Source organism: Maricaulis maris, assembly GCF_049116555.1.
GTDB classification, from domain to species: Bacteria; Pseudomonadota; Alphaproteobacteria; order Caulobacterales; family Maricaulaceae; genus Maricaulis; species Maricaulis maris_C.
The window spans coordinates 136,245-150,000 of record NZ_JAGDYT010000003.1; the positions used below are offsets into that span (position 1 = coordinate 136,245).

Consider the following 13,756-nt stretch of genomic DNA (forward strand, 5'->3'; position numbering starts at 1 on the left):
TGGCTAGGCAGAGCCGACAGGAGCCCGCCATGCCGTCCGATACCCTTTCCCGTTTCCAGCCGGTCTCGATGACACTCGCACAGACCGACAAGGCACGCTTTGCGGCCGAGCTCGGCAAGAGTTTCCGCGAGTTCGGCTTTGCGGCGATCTCGGACCATGGCCTCGATGGTGCGCTGATCGCGGATGCCTATGACAAGGCGGCTGAATTCTTCGCGCTGCCCGAGTCGAAAAAGATGACCTATCTCGTCGAGGGTGGCGGCGGCGCCCGTGGCTACACGCCTTTCGGCAAGGAAATCGCCAAGGACGCCAAACATGTCGACCTGAAGGAATTCTGGCATGTCGGACGCGATTTGCCCGCCGGTCACAAGTATGAAACCGACATGGCGCCCAATCTGGTACCGGTTGAAATCGCTGGCTGGCGTGAAACCGTACACGGCCTTTACGCCGCCTTTGACGCGCTCGGCGTCCAGGTCCTGCGTGCCATCGCAATCGATCTGGGCTTGGAAGAAACCTATTTCGATGATGCGGTGAAGGACGGCAATTCGGTCATGCGCCTGCTTCATTATCCGCCTGTGACCGGAGACCCGGGGGGCTCGATCCGCGCCGAGGCGCATGGCGACATCAATACGATCACGCTCCTTCTGGGCGCCGAAGAGCCCGGCCTGCAGGTGAGGACGCGCGATGGCGAATGGATTGACATGAATCCGCCACCGGGCTGCCTGGTCGTGAATATGGGCGACATGCTGGCGCGTTCGACGAATGATGTCCTGCCATCGACCCAGCACCGGGTCATCAATCCGGCCGGTGCACGCACCGGTTTTTCGCGCTACTCCCTTCCCTTCTTCCTGCACTACCGGCCCGATTACATGATCGAGACCTTGCCGGGCTGCGCCGGAGCCGACAATCCGGACAAATATCCCGAACCAATGCGGGCCAATGACTTTCTCAACCAGCGCCTTCGCGAAATCGGTCTTCTGAAATAGGCCACTCGCGGGATCTGGCGCGTGCATTGTCCGGTCGGTTATGGGTTCACCGGTCGCAGCGCTCGTCTGCCGCTCACCCCAGAAAGCCTGGCCAGATCAGGGACTGAAAAAGGGGTGCGATCCCCATGCCCGCACCCCTTGCAGTCTGAAAAAGCCATCCGAGGGTCGGGCTGTGCTCCCGCCACCGTTGCGGCCCGATCACTATCTTGAGGTTGTATTACCACTTTCCTAAACGATCGCCTGGATGAAGAAGCTGTAATCCAACAGGAATGCATGCCCCCCATGCACGCACAAGTAAGGCAGTGACCGGCATAGGTCGTCTCGATGGCAGGCAGAAAATCAATTCATTGGCCACATTGGCGCGAAGGGCACACCCTGGAACCGTGGAAGTAGGTCCGGCTGGGTCACTTGCGGTCTGGCCGGGCTGCCACCAGCCAACTGGATGGCCGCGAGGTTCGCCTCGCGGCCTTCTTTTGAGACCTTAAGCCCGCAAAAATTATTTCTGCAAGCTAAACGTGTTTTGCGTGCTAGACTCCCCTCGAGAAAAGGGGAGCCTGTCATGACCACACTCGAGTGCCGCCTCATCAATGCGGCCATCGCCTGCTACGCCATCTCCAAGGGGCAGATCCCGCAGGGCAATGCCAACGTCAAGGCGATTGGCCTGGCGCCGAACACATGGCCCAGGGTCTTCGTGAACGGCCTGGACGAGATCAATGCCGGGTTTGTCGCCGAGACCGATGATGGCTGGGTCGTCCTTGCCCTGCGCGGGACCCTGCCCCCATTCAAGGGAGATTTGGTGAAATGGGTTCTGGACTGGCTGCAGGATTTCGAGGCCGGACCCACCAACTGGTATGTCGGTGGTCGAGTGTTTGGACGGGTCGAGACCGGTTTCGCCAACGCCACCCTGTCGATCTGGCCTCAGGCCATGGCGGCGCTGAGCCAGATCGATCTTTCCGCCAAGAAAGGCATTCTGGTGACCGGTCACTCCAAGGGCGCGGCGATGACCTATCTCGCCGCCTCCCTGCTCAAGACCGCCTGGCCGCACCTTCTGATCGAAAACTGCTGTTTTGCCGCGCCGCGTACCTGCGAACAGGATTTCGCAGCAAACTATGACGCCCTGGGCCTGACCCCCTTCACCGTGCGCTACCAGAACATGTACGACATCGTGCCCTACCTGCCCTGGTGGCCGTTCCTGTCAGTCCTGGCCGCACAGGAGCGCCATGCCAGCAAGGGCGCATCAAACCGTCTCACCGCAACAGCCTGGCCGGAAGCGGGAAATCCCGCCTTCTCCAACGCCTATGTCCCGATCGGCCATCTGCGCTATCTTGGCCCCGATTGCGTGGTGGAGTACGGCCAGCAGGGTGCGGCCAATGCCTGGGCCGCCATGCGGCACGCGCTCGACCATCTCGATTTCAAGGAAATCGCCGAAGCTCACAGTGCTTCAGGCCGTTATTATGCCTGCATTTGCTAGGCAAGCCCGCGGCTAGCCACCGATCGGTTTGGGCTTTTTCATGCCGGCCGGCACATCACGAACATGGATGTCGATCTGCGGATACGGGAACTCGACATTGTGTTCGTGGAAGCTCTTCCAGATCGCGATATAGACTGCGCTGCGCACATTGGAGAGACCGTTCTCGGGATCGCATATCCAATAGCGCAGATCGAAATTGACCGAGCTGTCGCCGTATTCGACGAGATTACAGACCGGCGCCTTGTCGGGCACGACACGGTCGACCGTCCGGGCCGCCTCGATGGCAAGTTGCTGGACCTGCTCAAGGTCCAGCGTGTCATAGGAGACGCCGAACGGCGCATGCTGGCGCACGACCCGGTCGGATTTGGACCAGTTGATCACGCCATTGGCGATGAAATGTTCGTTCGGGATGAGATGCTCGGTCCCGTCACGCGTGCGCATGGAGACATAGCGTGACTGCATGCCGGTCACCCAGCCGAACTGGCCATCGACCTCCAGAGCGTCGCCGGGCTTGATCGACTTGTCGGCCAGCAGGGTGAAACCGGCGGCAAAATTGGCGACGGTCTTTTGCAGGCCCAGACCGACGCCGATACCCACCGCGCCGGAGAAAATAGCCAGGGTGGCGAGGTTGAAGCCGGTCAGTTGCAAGGCGATCAACAAGGCGATCACCGGCAGGGCGAAGCCGAGAATCTTGGCGATCAGCGCGCGCAGGGCCGGCGAGATTTCCTCGGCCCGTTCGAGCTGGGCATTGACGGTCCGTCCGGCCAGAGAGGCGAGCCAGAAGAGAGCGCCGAAATAGATCAGGGTGCGCAGGACATCGAACAGGGACAGGTCGACCGGCTCGCCATCTTCGGTCTCACCCAGCGGGATGGCCAGGGCCTGAAGCTGCGCCACGACATCATCGAGCAGACCGAACACGTCCAGCGCCGCGACCGGCCAGGCGATGTAGAAGGCGACCTTGGACCAGAAGCGCGAGCGGATAATCAGTGTGACGGCGCGGATGACCAACCAGGCGGTCATCAGGCTCATCGCCGCATCAATCAGACCGAAGGGTCGGTCCAGCGCGCCAAGAATGATGCGAGTGGTGGCGAGCACCGCGATCAGCGCCAGCGGCGTCGCCAGCGAGATTGCGGCGGTCAGCAGACGGCGCGCAAGCCCGGTCTTGATCCGCCCCTTGGTCAACTCCTCGACCACATGACGCAGGCGCGGCCCGAAAATCAGGGCCGGGATGAAGGCGGCGAGGATGAGCCCCATCTGGATCGCCACATCGACATTGAGCAGGCTTGCGAGCAACCAGTCCCAAGCATCCCGCGCATGCCCCTCCAGCACTTCCATCGGCAGAAGTTCGCCCAGCGCGCTGTCGTCTTGAGGTGTGGTCATCTGGCGCTCTCTCTCCTGATTTCAGAGGGATAGCATTGTTGCGGGGATTGGGGCTAGCGGTATGCGGCGGGCAGGCCGGGCAGGGGTATACGAAAACCAGCAACACGCTCCTTCCAATCTACCGACCGAGGGCTTAACTCAAGCTGATGAAAACGCTACCTCTGATCAGCGCAGCCATCATTGCGTCAAGCTTGGCCGCCTGCGTACCACCCGCACAGCAGGACGTCATGATCTCGCCGGACTGCGCTGTCTATGCTGCATTTCTCGCTGAAGAGAGAAAGGTGTTGGACGAGGTCGTACATCGTCTCCCTCCGATAATCCTTCGCGCTGAAATTGGCGCGGATGTCGATCTCTTCCCCGATTGGAGCGCCTGGACCGCAATCGGGACCGACGAAGATAGCGCGGCAACGCAATTCGACTGGGTATTCTTCGAACCAGTCCTGCACAGCGATCGGATTTCCTGTTCATTCGCCCCCGACTCGGGATGGGAGGCAATCACCGGTGAGGCTGAGGTGTCCGGGTGGATTTATAACCCACCAGCACCGCCTCGCCTCGACGCTTGGCATGGCGGCTATGGGGAACTCACCCTGTCACCGGTCTACCGGTCTCCGGATCGGAGAATCGCTCTCCTCGCTATGCGCTGGGATGAAGTTTGGACGACGAGAACCACCGAGTATTTCCATCACCCCGCCGAAGGAACGACATTCGTCCGGCTTCAGCTTGATGAAAACGGGGAATGGCAGGTCACCGGTCGAGTTGGGTAATACCTCGAATGGCGTCATCTACCTTGCCTCGACTGCACCCGCGTCCACCAAGACAAAAATCTGGTAAAGAAGAGAACCGCAACAGGTTGCGTCACAGCCCCAAAGGTGCAGCCCATAATCACGACAACGGCAACTTCGCTACTACCAATCAAAATCTCATCATTGGTGAAAACGCTCAGGAATAGGCCACAAATCGCGAAGCCAACCCAGCCGGCCGCACCGACCAAAGCGCGCCGGAGATAGAAGCCCTTTTTCGAGACCCGGCCAAGCTTTCCCTTGTTGAAGGTCGACAAGGCCAGATCGGCGAGAAGGAAGGCGCCGAAAAGCGTGCTCAGCCCCTGCAACATCATCCCAATAGGCCCGGTCAGAAGCGCCGCGAACGCAGCAAGCAGAGCCGAAATCGCGACGATCAGGCCCGCTATCCGCCATTGCTTGACCAGAAGCGGATCCACGCCCCCTACCCCAGCAGTTTCTTCCGCAAAATCTCGTTCACCGCTTTTGGATTGGCTTTGCCCTGCATGGCTTTCATCACCTGGCCGACGAACCAGCCCATGGTCTTGGGCTTGTCCTTGACCTGGGCGGCCTGGTCGGGATTGTCGGCGATGAGCTGGTCGATGACGGCTTCGATGGCGCCGGTGTCGGTGACCTGTTTGAGGCCCTTCTCGTCGACGATCTTGGCCGGGTCGCCGCCTTCGCTCCACAGGATCTCGAACACATCCTTGGCGATCTTGCCGGAGATGGTGTCGTCAGAAATCAGCGCGATCAGACCGCCGAGCTGTGTCGCCGAGACCGGGCTGTCGGTGATGTCGAGGCCTTCCTTGTTGAGGCGGCCATAGAGCTCGTTATTGACCCAGCTGGAGGCCAGCTTGGCGTCCCGGCCCTCGGCCACGATCTCGAAATAGTCGGCGCGGTCCTTGTCGGCAGACAGGACGGCGGCGTCATAATCCGACAGGCCCAGCTCGGAGACGAGACGGACGCGTTTCTGGTCCGGCAGCTCGGGCAGACCGGACTTGATCTCGTCGACAAAAGACTGCTGCAGCTCGAGCGGCAGCAGGTCGGGATCGGGGAAATAGCGGTAATCGTGGGCTTCTTCCTTGGAGCGCATGGAGCGGGTTACACCGGTACCGGCGTCGAACAGGCGCGTTTCCTGGTCGATCTTGCCGCCATCCTCGATGATGTCGATCTGGCGCTGGGCTTCATACTCGATCGCCTGGCGGATGAAGCGCAGCGAATTGATATTCTTGATCTCGCAGCGCGTGCCCAGATGCGAGAAATCACCGGTCTCGCGGAATTTCTCGTACTGGCCGGGGCGGCAGACCGAAACATTGACGTCGGCGCGCAGCTGACCCTTCTCCATGTCGCCGCCACACGTGCCGAGATAGCGCAAAATGGTGCGCAGCTTGGCGACATAGGCCGAGGCCTCTTCGGGCGAGCGGATATGCGGGCGCGAGACGATTTCCATCAGCGCGACGCCGGAGCGGTTGAGATCGACATAGGTCGAGTTGGGATCAAGATCATGGATCGACTTGCCGGCGTCCTGCTCGAGGTGCAGGCGCTCGATACCGACGGTGAAGCGCGAGCCATCATCGCGCTCGCACTCGATCTCGCCTTCGCCGACGATCGGGAATTGGAACTGGCTGATCTGATAGCCCTGCGGCAGATCCGGGTAGAAGTAATTCTTGCGGTCGAAGCGGGACCAGAGATTGATCTGGGCATTGAGGCCAAGCCCCGTCCGCACCGCCTGTTCGACAACCTTGGCATTAATCACGGGCAGCATGCCCGGCATGGCCGCATCAACAAGCGAGACCTGCGTATTGGGCGCCGCGCCAAACGCGGTCGCAGCTCCGGAGAACAGCTTGGCATTGGAAACCACCTGCGCGTGGATCTCCAGCCCCATGACAACTTCCCAGTCACCGGTCGCGCCCGGCAGGATGTAGCTGTGATCACTCATCTCGATCTTCCTCGTCGTCATCCCATCCGGGACGCTCGTCTTCCGGCGTATTCATCGCCGCAACCAACACCCGGCCCGCCATGGCAACGGTCAGGCCGAAAAACACAAATCCGATCCCGGGCGCCACCAACACCACGGCCCACAGATTGCGGGGCTCGAGCGGGATAATGCCGCGAAAAATAACCGCCGCGGCCAGGATCAACAGCGCGCCAACCAGAAAACTCGGGCGCGCCAGCTTCATGGCCGGATGCGCAGGCTCAGTCCTTGCCATTCGACTTGCCCGTAAAACTCATCACCACGGCCCAGACGGCCGCCAATCCGAAACCGGCCAGCATCAGCCCGAGGGCCAGCTGGACGATAAAGCCAATGGCAGGAAACTCGCCCCCGCCAAATGCCTGACCGACCATGACCCCGCCGGAATAGGCAGTCGGCAGACCAAAGGCGAGACCCAGTACAGCCATCATGATCATGAAGCCGCGATTGGGCCTGGATCCACCGCTCTCCGTCTCACTCATCGTCCTGCTCCCTGGCACTACGCCATTTTTGTCGCCGCCTGGCTTCGGCGACCCGACTGGTCAGCCGGTCCGAGGCAATCTGCCGGCCCGAGGCGGTCCCGAACCCGGTCCGGATGGCCCAGATCCCGAAAATCGTGCCAAAGCCGACCCCGACTCCGAGGAATGCCATTGATCCGATCAGCAGGCCGAGCACACAGAGTGCCCCGGCAGCGATCAGAAGAAAGCGTCCCGCCATATATCCGGCCTCAGATCCGGCCCACTATCATCAGCTCCACCAATTGTCCGGCTTGGCGACGAAGCCGGCCGAATCCTCGATCGCCGCGCCGACCTTGAACATGGTCTCCTCGTCCAGCGCCGGGGTGATGATCTGCAGCCCCAGCGGCAGGCCGTCCTTGTCGACACCGGCCGGCACCGACATCGCCGGCAGGCCAGCCAGGTTGGCGGTGACGGTGAAGACGTCGTTGAGATACATGGCAATCGGATCATCCGACTTGGAGCCCAGCTCGAAAGCGGCCGACGGCGCCGAAGGCGTCAGCACGGCATCGACCTTTTCAAAGGCCTGCTCGAAGTCCTGGAGGATGCGCGTGCGCACTTTCTGGGCGCGCAGATAGTAGGCGTCGTAATAACCGGCGGAGAGCACATAGGTGCCAATCATGATGCGGCGCTGGACCTCATGGCCGAAACCGGCGCCACGCGTGTTTTCGTACGTCGCGTTCAGATTTTCACCGTCAACGCGATTGCCGTAGCGCATGCCGTCATAGCGGGCCAGATTGGAGGAGGCTTCGGCCGGCGCGACGATGTAATAGGCCGGCAGGGCATATTTGGTGTGCGGCAGGGAGATGTCGACAATCTCGCAGCCAGCCGCCTTGAGCCAGTCAATGCCCTTTTGCCACGCAGCGTCGATTTCCGCCGGCATGCCATCAACCCGGTATTCCTTGGGTACGCCGATGCGCAGCCCCTTAACCGAACCACCCACGGCAGCGACAAAGTCCGGCACGTCGTTCGGCAAGGAGGTCGAATCCTTGGGGTCATGACCGGACATGGCCTGCAGCATGATCGCCGAATCCTTCACCGTCTTGGCGAACGGGCCGGGATGGTCGAGCGAGGAGGCAAAGGCCACCGTGCCCCAGCGCGAGGTGCGGCCATAGGTGGCTTTCACGCCGACCGTGCCGGTAAAGGCCGCCGGCTGGCGGATTGATCCACCTGTATCGGTGCCGGTGGCGCCGAAACAGAGGTCCGCCGCCACAGCGGCCGCCGAACCGCCCGAGGAGCCACCCGGCGTCAGCATTTCGCCGTTCGGGCCTTTCCAGGGGTTATTGACCGGGCCGGTATTCGAGGTCTCGTTCGACGAGCCCATGGCGAACTCGTCCATCGAGGTCTTGCACAGGAAGACGCCGCCATGATCCCACAGCTTGGCCGTGACGCTCGACTCGTAAGTCGGCTTGAAGCCCTTGAGAATGTTCGAGGAGGCCACCGTCTCGACGCCTTCAACCGCGAACAAATCCTTGATCGCCAGCGGTGCGCCCTCGATCAGACCACCCTCGCCGCGTGCCAGTTTCTCATCCGAGGCCTTGGCCATGGCGAGCGTCTTGTCGGCATCAAAGGCGGTGAAGGCATTCAGCTTGGGCTGGGCGGCCTCACACAGGGCCAGGCCCTCAGTGGCCAGCTCGACCGCAGAAACCTCACGCGCCTTCAGCTTGGCAGTGATGTCGGACAGGGTGAGTTTGAAAAGCTCGCTCATGACCTACTCCACCGACTTGGGCACAACGAAGAAGCCTTCGTCGGACTTCGGCGCATTGGCCAGCACCCGGTCGCGGCAATTGCCGTCGCTCACGACGTCCTCGCGCTGCGGCAGCGGGAATTTCACGGGCGTGGTCATCGCTTCGACGCCTTCCACATCCACTTCATTGAGCTGTTCGATCCAGCTCAAAATGCCATTGAGCTCGCCAACCAGCGCATCAACGCGGTCGGTCGGTTCGGCGATACGGGCGAGACGCGCGATGCGGCGCACATCATCAGCGGTGACGGACATGGAATTTCACTCCGGATAGTCGAAGCCGCTTGAGTAGCAATCGCCTTTCGCAGGTGCAAGAAAGCTTGACGGTGAAGCGTGCAAGGCGCATCCCGCAAACATGCCAATTGTGACGCTGGAAGACCTGCCCGACGGGCCCCTGATTGCCCTCGACCCGGGTAGCAAGACCATCGGGGTTGCCGCCTGCGGCGCCTCGCGCGGCTTGTCGACTCCGGTGGAAACCATCAAGCGGACCAAGTTCACCTTTGATGCGGAACGGGTCTTCGCCCTCCTCGACGAGCGCCAGGCCGTCGCCATCGTGATGGGACTGCCGGTCAATATGGACGGATCCGAGGGGCCTCGCGTGCAGTCGGTGCGGGCCATGGCCCGCAATCTGATGCGGCTGCGCGACCTGCCCGTCGTCTTCCAGGATGAACGCCTCTCGACCTTCGAGGCCGAGGAGAAACTGATCTCGGTCGGCGTGCGCCGTGACAAGCGCAAGGACATCATCGACGCCCATGCGGCCGCCAACATCTTGCAGAGCGCGCTAGACCGGCTGGAGATGCTTCGCCCATGACCGCCATTATTTCCGCCCTCGTCCCCGTCTTCGGGGTGATCTTTCTCGGCTGGGTATTGCGACGGTCCAACCTGTTACCGGAAACCAGCTGGGGACCGATCTCGCGGCTGGCCTATCTGGGACTGTCGCCGGCCCTGCTGTTTTCCTCGATCGCCTTTGCCGACCTGTCCGAGGTCGAGCTCGGCGGTTTCATGGCCGCGGCGATGCTGGGCTTTGTCGCGATGGCGGCGCTGACACTGGCGCTCAAACCGCTGCTGCGCGTTCCCGATCCAACATTTACCTCACTGTTCCAGGCAACCAGTCGCTGGAATGGCCTCCTGATTCTCGCCATCGCCATTGCCCTGTTCGGTGCCGAGGGCGAGGTTTTGGTAGCCTTGGTGATGGTCGCCTCCATCCCACTGGTGAACATGGAATGCGTCGCCGTCCTGTCGGTCTGGGGCACAGGCGCTGCGCCGCAGTGGCGCTCCATTGTCTACCGCATCCTGACCAATCCGCTGATCCTCGGCTCGGCCGCCGGCGGCGTGGTCAACCTGGCCAACATCCCGGTGCCTGACATACTGGCCGACACCATCGCGCTGACCGGTCAGGCGGCTCTGCCTTTGATCCTGCTGGCGGTTGGCGCCGGACTGAATTTCACCGCCATGAAAGCCCGGCCGCGCCTGCTGGGCCTTTCGGTCTTCGTCAAGCTGATGATCGGACCACTGGTCTTTTATGGCATCGGCCGCGCCTTCGGCATCGAGGGCATCCCGCTGACCGTCCTGCTCCTGACCGGCGCCTCACCCGGCGCGGCGTCGGCCTACGTGCTGGCCCAGCAATTGGGCGGCGACGCGCCCTATTCCGCCGGTGACATCACCGCAAGCGCCCTGTTCTGCTTCATCACGATTCCGTTCTGGCTGTGGTTGCTGGGCTAGGCAGCCTTCGCGCCAGGCGTCCGGACCTACCGGTTGCCGGTCTCGCCCGATCGAATTAGGAATAAATACTGGGCTTGCTCCGGCGAACCGGATCTCGTTTTGGGGGGAAAATGTCATGGCTCACAAGGGCACACTCTGTCGCCGTTCGTTTCTGATGCAGGTGACCGGCAGCGTAGTGGCGGCGGGTGCCGGCGCGCTGATCAGCGGTGACGCCAACGCACAAACCTATACCGGCGTATCGGACTCGGATGGCGGGGCCTATGCGGATCGGGCCGGGTATGGACGCAGCGGCGGTGCGCGCGCAGGCAGCTCCGGCTTGACCGATAGTGACAGCGGCAGCGCCGCTGATCCGGCCGGGAATGGCCGTGGATCAGGCGGCGCCGGCGCACAGGGCATTACCGACCAGGACAGTGGGGCAACCGCGGATCCGGCAGGACGTGGCCGGGGCACGCGCTCCGGTACGGGCGCATCCGGCTATACCGACACCGACAGCGGGGCGGTCGCCGATCCGGCCGGTCGAGGACGTGGACCGGCAGCCCAGCGCCCGGCTCAACCGGACGGACCGGTCGAAAGCGAAGTCCGGCGTAACGACGGGATGGCGCGGGCCTGCAACCCCCGCTGCTAGTCGTCGACGGCGGGCTCCACTTCACCGCCAACACCCGCGGCCGCGCTTGTTGGCCTGTCAGTCTTCATCAAGATGATGATCGGGACGCTTGGCCTGGTCGGCAATTTCACCCTGGACTTTGTCTATGGCGCCCTGGCGACAGGTCTCGAACCCGAAGCCGGGCAACTGGCTCGGGAGGCGCTGCTGGCGTCCCAGCCGCTGCAGATGACCTTCGCGATGATCGGCCCGATGCTGTTCCCGCTCGGCATGTTCGCGATTGCCTTGCTGGCCCTGATCACGGGCTGGCTGCCACGGATCGCCGGCGCGCTGATCCTCGGCGGCTGGGCGTTCGTGATGACCCAGCACGGCGCCTTCCCCTACGCCGAAGCCGTCGGGCATTTCATTGTCGGAAGTGGCTTCATCTGGATGGCGGTGGTCAGCCGTTCGGATTGACGGCAAGCGCGGCCAGACAACCATAGGCGGGACAGCCCTACCGTCCGGGGATCAGCGACCGTCCAGTCAGGGCGCCGGACAAATGCAGATAGACCTGGCAAGCCAATGCCACGATCCCGGTCATGATCTGCAAGCCTCCGTCCAAAGTCGCGGAGTAGTAGCCATTGGCCGTCAGCAGGACCCAATCGGCGAAGTGCAGCACGACGGCGACAGCCAGCAGCGAGATCGCCGACAGGCGACTGCGGATCATCTGGACCAGTGCCGCGATCTTGAAACCCAATCCAACGAAAAATATCATCTCCGCCCAGAGCGGGTGCGTGGCGATGAACCCGTAGATATCGATTGCGTTCCAATCGCGCGGCCACAGCGATAAGCGCGCAAGCACGTCCATCGCGAACCAGCCGGAGGCGTAAAGAACGTCCGGTATAAAAACCAGGAGCGCGACCCACTTGATCGCGCGCGGCCAATTACGGTTCCCTTGCACTGCCTCACCTGCCCTTGCCCAAGCGCAGTCTACATCTAGATCATGCCCGCTCAATCGGCCAGACAGTAGCGTTCGCCCTCATCGGCCAGCCTGAAGCCAGCCTCCATGACCACGTCACGCTCTGGCGCATCAGGATAGCGAACCGGATTGGTGTGGTTGAAATGGATGAAGCGAATCTTGGCCCGCTCGCTGGCGGGCAGATCGGCGAAACGCTCCATGGAATGGGCGATGAAGGGGTGCGGGAAGCCTGACATGTCTCGGCCCGGGATTTCACCATTGGCGTAGAAGGTGGCGTCCAGATACGCGACATCCACCGTGGCGATGAGATCCTCGATCCGCATCGCCTCGCCATACTCCCAGCTTTCCCATTCTTCCCAGCTATCGATATCCGGCAGGAAGATCGCCGAACGGGACGGACCGGCGATGTGATACCCAACAACCTCGGTATATTCCTGACGATGCGGCACTTCGAACGCTGTAACGCGGACAGCACCCAGCTCGACCGGCTGGCCGGCCCACAGCGCTTCCAGCTCGATATTGTCGTAACGAACCAGCTGGTCCCAGGGCCCATTGGAAAACAGGAAGGCCGACATGGAGGGCATGGCATAGACCGGCACATCACGGGCTCCCATGCTCTCATGCCCGAGGAACATCAGCCCGGTATAATGGCCGATATGGCCGTGGGTCAGGAAGATGCCGTCCAGCCCGGGCCGTGCCTCGGTCGGCATGGCCTGGTCGAGCCGGTAGAGTTGTTCGCGGATATCCGGCGTGGCCTCGAACAGGTAACGCGCGTCTGCCTCACGATCGAGCACCGCGATGGAGGTCGCCAGGCGGCGCAATGACGGGTCGTCCCAGGCCGGGTCGGCACTGTTCCCCAGCTGCGGTGCCCCGCCATCCTGGCCGACCCCGAGGACGACGAGTTCAACAGGGCAGGCCGCCGCTTCCCGCTCAGACTGAGCGGCGACAGGCGCAGCGACAAGGATCAGGGCGCCGAGCGCCAGAGCGTGAGTCTTCATGAAGCAAACGAGACGAGAGCCCGGCGATCAGGTCAAGCGCTAATCAATCCCCACGACATCACTCCGCCGCTCCATCTGCACCACATCGCGCCATTGTCCGGCCATCGGCCCATGGCTCATCTTGCCGAGACGACGCCTCACGCCCAGACGCTCAAACCCGCATTGCGCGTGCAGGCGGATGGAGGCCGTGTTCTCGGTGAAAATGCCGGCCGTGAGCGTCCACAATCCTTCCGCCTCCGAGGCCACGACCAGGGCCTCGAGCAAAGCGAGGCCAAGCCCCCGCCCCCGTGCGGCTTCCGCGACATAGACCGAGACCTCACCCACCCCGCCATAGACGCAGCGCGAGGACACCGGGCTCAGCGCCGCCCAACCGATCACCCCTCCATCGGCGTCCAACGAAACCAGACGGGGTACCGCCAGCTTGCTTTCATCATAGTGCTGCCAGTCCGGGGCGGTGCTCTCGAACGTGGCATGGCCGGTCGCAATGCCCTCGGCATAGATGGCCAGGACAGCGGGGGCGTCGGCGGCGGTCATGGGGCGGGGCATTGTCATGGTTTGTCTCGATAGACCGCGGGAGCGGAAAGGTCCTTGAAGCGCTTGTCAGCCAACAGGCCGGATAGGCCTTGCTTGGTCAAG

General features: G+C 62.4%; 18 protein-coding genes. 7 read left to right on the forward strand and 11 right to left on the reverse strand.

The annotated features are described in order from the left end of the window. Positions 1-29 precede the first annotated feature (29 nt). A complete protein-coding gene (locus tag JXQ94_RS05285; RefSeq protein ID WP_421922766.1) occupies positions 30-983 on the forward strand; it encodes an isopenicillin N synthase family dioxygenase in 954 nt (317 codons plus the stop codon). 559 nt (positions 984-1,542) lie between these two features. Further along, positions 1,543-2,454, forward strand: coding sequence for a lipase family protein (locus JXQ94_RS05290; RefSeq protein ID WP_421922767.1), 912 nt, complete (start codon positions 1,543-1,545; stop codon positions 2,452-2,454). Between the two features lie 12 nt (positions 2,455-2,466). On the opposite strand, the gene JXQ94_RS05295 is transcribed toward JXQ94_RS05290, so the two are convergent. After that, on the reverse strand, positions 2,467-3,834 hold the full coding sequence (locus tag JXQ94_RS05295; RefSeq protein WP_421922768.1) for a mechanosensitive ion channel family protein: 1,368 nt from the start codon (positions 3,832-3,834) through the stop codon (positions 2,467-2,469). Positions 3,835-3,980: 146 nt separating this feature from the next. On the opposite strand from JXQ94_RS05295, the gene JXQ94_RS05300 reads away from it, so the two are divergent. Next, positions 3,981-4,598, forward strand: coding sequence for a hypothetical protein (locus JXQ94_RS05300; RefSeq protein WP_421922769.1), 618 nt, complete (start codon positions 3,981-3,983; stop codon positions 4,596-4,598). Positions 4,599-4,612: 14 nt separating this feature from the next. Here the strand turns inward: JXQ94_RS05300 and JXQ94_RS05305 are convergent, their stop codons facing one another. From JXQ94_RS05305 to gatC, 7 genes are read right to left on the reverse strand one after another with little or no spacing between them, the layout of a single operon-like run. Next, positions 4,613-5,050: a hypothetical protein gene (locus tag JXQ94_RS05305; RefSeq protein WP_421922770.1), complete on the reverse strand. Its 438-nt coding sequence runs from the start codon at positions 5,048-5,050 to the stop codon at positions 4,613-4,615. A 5-nt stretch (positions 5,051-5,055) separates the two neighbouring features. Continuing rightward, a complete protein-coding gene (gene gatB, locus JXQ94_RS05310; RefSeq protein WP_421922771.1) occupies positions 5,056-6,549 on the reverse strand; it encodes an Asp-tRNA(Asn)/Glu-tRNA(Gln) amidotransferase subunit GatB in 1,494 nt (497 codons plus the stop codon). Further along, entirely contained in the window at positions 6,542-6,790 is a 249-nt protein-coding gene (locus JXQ94_RS05315; RefSeq protein ID WP_421922772.1) for a hypothetical protein, read from the reverse strand. The genes gatB and JXQ94_RS05315 overlap by 8 nt, the downstream gene beginning before the upstream one ends. 16 nt (positions 6,791-6,806) lie before the next feature. Further along, the gene (locus JXQ94_RS05320) at positions 6,807-7,064 is read right to left on the reverse strand and encodes a hypothetical protein (protein WP_421922773.1); all 258 of its coding nucleotides are present in this window, start codon (positions 7,062-7,064) and stop codon (positions 6,807-6,809) included. Next, on the reverse strand, positions 7,057-7,299 hold the full coding sequence (locus JXQ94_RS05325; protein WP_421922774.1) for a hypothetical protein: 243 nt from the start codon (positions 7,297-7,299) through the stop codon (positions 7,057-7,059). The genes JXQ94_RS05320 and JXQ94_RS05325 overlap by 8 nt, the downstream gene beginning before the upstream one ends. Positions 7,300-7,329: 30 nt before the next feature. Next, a complete protein-coding gene (gatA, locus tag JXQ94_RS05330) occupies positions 7,330-8,805 on the reverse strand; it encodes an Asp-tRNA(Asn)/Glu-tRNA(Gln) amidotransferase subunit GatA (RefSeq protein WP_421922775.1) in 1,476 nt (491 codons plus the stop codon). A 3-nt stretch (positions 8,806-8,808) separates the two neighbouring features. After that, on the reverse strand, positions 8,809-9,096 hold the full coding sequence (gene gatC / locus JXQ94_RS05335; RefSeq protein ID WP_421922776.1) for an Asp-tRNA(Asn)/Glu-tRNA(Gln) amidotransferase subunit GatC: 288 nt from the start codon (positions 9,094-9,096) through the stop codon (positions 8,809-8,811). 100 nt (positions 9,097-9,196) lie between these two features. Here gatC and ruvX point away from each other — a divergent pair, with 100 nt between their 5' ends. From ruvX to JXQ94_RS05355, 4 genes are all read left to right on the forward strand, one after another. Further along, positions 9,197-9,652, forward strand: a complete 456-nt coding sequence (ruvX, locus tag JXQ94_RS05340; RefSeq protein ID WP_421922777.1) for a Holliday junction resolvase RuvX — start codon at positions 9,197-9,199, stop codon at positions 9,650-9,652. Continuing rightward, positions 9,649-10,563 carry an AEC family transporter gene (locus JXQ94_RS05345; protein WP_421922778.1) on the forward strand — a complete coding sequence of 305 codons (915 nt, stop codon included), beginning with the start codon at positions 9,649-9,651 and terminating at the stop codon, positions 10,561-10,563. Before ruvX ends, JXQ94_RS05345 begins: the two co-directional genes overlap by 4 nt. A gap of 115 nt (positions 10,564-10,678) precedes the next feature. Further along, positions 10,679-11,188 (forward strand): hypothetical protein, encoded by a 510-nt coding sequence (locus JXQ94_RS05350; protein ID WP_421922779.1) that lies wholly within the window; start codon positions 10,679-10,681, stop codon positions 11,186-11,188. A 72-nt stretch (positions 11,189-11,260) separates the two neighbouring features. Further along, positions 11,261-11,620 (forward strand): hypothetical protein, encoded by a 360-nt coding sequence (locus tag JXQ94_RS05355; RefSeq protein WP_421922780.1) that lies wholly within the window; start codon positions 11,261-11,263, stop codon positions 11,618-11,620. Between the two features lie 37 nt (positions 11,621-11,657). Here the strand turns inward: JXQ94_RS05355 and JXQ94_RS05360 are convergent, their stop codons facing one another. From JXQ94_RS05360 to JXQ94_RS05370, 3 genes are read right to left on the reverse strand one after another with little or no spacing between them, the layout of a single operon-like run. Next, positions 11,658-12,104 (reverse strand): hypothetical protein, encoded by a 447-nt coding sequence (locus JXQ94_RS05360; protein WP_421922781.1) that lies wholly within the window; start codon positions 12,102-12,104, stop codon positions 11,658-11,660. Positions 12,105-12,154: 50 nt separating this feature from the next. Further along, positions 12,155-13,120 carry an MBL fold metallo-hydrolase gene (locus tag JXQ94_RS05365; protein ID WP_421922782.1) on the reverse strand — a complete coding sequence of 322 codons (966 nt, stop codon included), beginning with the start codon at positions 13,118-13,120 and terminating at the stop codon, positions 12,155-12,157. Between the two features lie 39 nt (positions 13,121-13,159). Next, on the reverse strand, positions 13,160-13,654 hold the full coding sequence (locus tag JXQ94_RS05370) for a GNAT family N-acetyltransferase (RefSeq protein WP_421922783.1): 495 nt from the start codon (positions 13,652-13,654) through the stop codon (positions 13,160-13,162). Positions 13,655-13,756: the final 102 nt, after the last annotated feature.

What these genes read in the sequence shown, in the direction of transcription:
- JXQ94_RS05300 (WP_421922769.1), top strand. Translation starts at nt 3,981, where the DNA reads ATGAAAACGCTACCTCTGATCAGCGCAGCCATCATTGCGTCAAGCTTG.
- ruvX (WP_421922777.1), top strand. Translation starts at nt 9,197, where the DNA reads ATGCCAATTGTGACGCTGGAAGACCTGCCCGACGGGCCCCTGATTGCC.
- JXQ94_RS05325 (WP_421922774.1), bottom strand. Translation starts at nt 7,299, where the DNA reads ATGGCGGGACGCTTTCTTCTGATCGCTGCCGGGGCACTCTGTGTGCTC.
- JXQ94_RS05370 (WP_421922783.1), bottom strand. Translation starts at nt 13,654, where the DNA reads ATGACCGCCGCCGACGCCCCCGCTGTCCTGGCCATCTATGCCGAGGGC.
- JXQ94_RS05295 (WP_421922768.1), bottom strand. Translation starts at nt 3,834, where the DNA reads ATGACCACACCTCAAGACGACAGCGCGCTGGGCGAACTTCTGCCGATG.
- gatC (WP_421922776.1), bottom strand. Translation starts at nt 9,096, where the DNA reads ATGTCCGTCACCGCTGATGATGTGCGCCGCATCGCGCGTCTCGCCCGT.
- gatA (WP_421922775.1), bottom strand. Translation starts at nt 8,805, where the DNA reads ATGAGCGAGCTTTTCAAACTCACCCTGTCCGACATCACTGCCAAGCTG.
- JXQ94_RS05320 (WP_421922773.1), bottom strand. Translation starts at nt 7,064, where the DNA reads ATGAGTGAGACGGAGAGCGGTGGATCCAGGCCCAATCGCGGCTTCATG.
- JXQ94_RS05350 (WP_421922779.1), top strand. Translation starts at nt 10,679, where the DNA reads ATGGCTCACAAGGGCACACTCTGTCGCCGTTCGTTTCTGATGCAGGTG.
- JXQ94_RS05290 (WP_421922767.1), top strand. Translation starts at nt 1,543, where the DNA reads ATGACCACACTCGAGTGCCGCCTCATCAATGCGGCCATCGCCTGCTAC.
- JXQ94_RS05355 (WP_421922780.1), top strand. Translation starts at nt 11,261, where the DNA reads ATGATGATCGGGACGCTTGGCCTGGTCGGCAATTTCACCCTGGACTTT.
- JXQ94_RS05285 (WP_421922766.1), top strand. Translation starts at nt 30, where the DNA reads ATGCCGTCCGATACCCTTTCCCGTTTCCAGCCGGTCTCGATGACACTC.
- JXQ94_RS05365 (WP_421922782.1), bottom strand. Translation starts at nt 13,120, where the DNA reads ATGAAGACTCACGCTCTGGCGCTCGGCGCCCTGATCCTTGTCGCTGCG.
- JXQ94_RS05345 (WP_421922778.1), top strand. Translation starts at nt 9,649, where the DNA reads ATGACCGCCATTATTTCCGCCCTCGTCCCCGTCTTCGGGGTGATCTTT.
- JXQ94_RS05315 (WP_421922772.1), bottom strand. Translation starts at nt 6,790, where the DNA reads ATGAAGCTGGCGCGCCCGAGTTTTCTGGTTGGCGCGCTGTTGATCCTG.
- gatB (WP_421922771.1), bottom strand. Translation starts at nt 6,549, where the DNA reads ATGAGTGATCACAGCTACATCCTGCCGGGCGCGACCGGTGACTGGGAA.